Here is a 634-nt window from a genome sequence, read left to right as displayed (position 1 = left end):
TTCCACAATTCGGAATATGGTAAAGTAGCTCCTGGATGGGGAACGACTCCTTTAATGGGTGTCGCAATGGCTTTATTTGCGATATTTCTATCTATTATTTTGGAGATTTATAATTCTTCTGTTTTATTGGATGGAATTTCAATGAATTAGATCTCTAAGAACCGCAAAATCCTAGCTTTCAATACAAAAAAAATCATTGAAAGCTCGGATTTCTAGCCCATCCTGTTTTGGTAGTTCGACCGCGGAATTTCTTTGTTTCTGTATTTCCGTAATATGAGTGTGTGACTTGTTATAATTGATCCTATTGATAGTACAGAGAATGGGTCTGTCATCTTGATAGAGATGGTTCTACTTCGTCAGATATTTATTCTAGTATCTGGAACACGGAATATATGAAATAGATTAAGAAATATTTGAACTATGATTTATACTTCAGACCTTGCGGCCGGATTCAAAAAAATTTTCAAAGAATTCTAATTTAGAAATAGAAAGATTTTTCTTCTTTCAAAACCCTATTTAGGCTTATTTTGACCAAAAGATAAAGGTTTCTTTGGTTTGGATTTTGAGTAATTATATCTATTCATGGAATAAGCGATGTGATGATCCAAAGGTTCTTACTCATAGAATTGTGGAA

The 634-nt window shown here is 33.0% G+C and carries 1 protein-coding gene; it reads left to right on the top strand.

Annotation, left to right across the window (positions count from 1 at the left end):
* On the top strand, positions 1 to 150 hold a 150-nt coding region (gene psbH, locus IE178_RS37150), incomplete at its 5' end, for a photosystem II reaction center phosphoprotein PsbH (protein ID WP_193515089.1).
* Positions 151 to 634 lie beyond the last annotated feature (484 nt).

Source organism: Streptomyces griseoloalbus, assembly GCA_014650015.1.
In the GTDB taxonomy this organism is placed as follows: domain Bacteria; phylum Actinomycetota; class Actinomycetes; order Streptomycetales; family Streptomycetaceae; genus Streptomyces; species Streptomyces griseoloalbus.
This window is presented reverse-complemented; position numbering and strand designations above follow the sequence as displayed.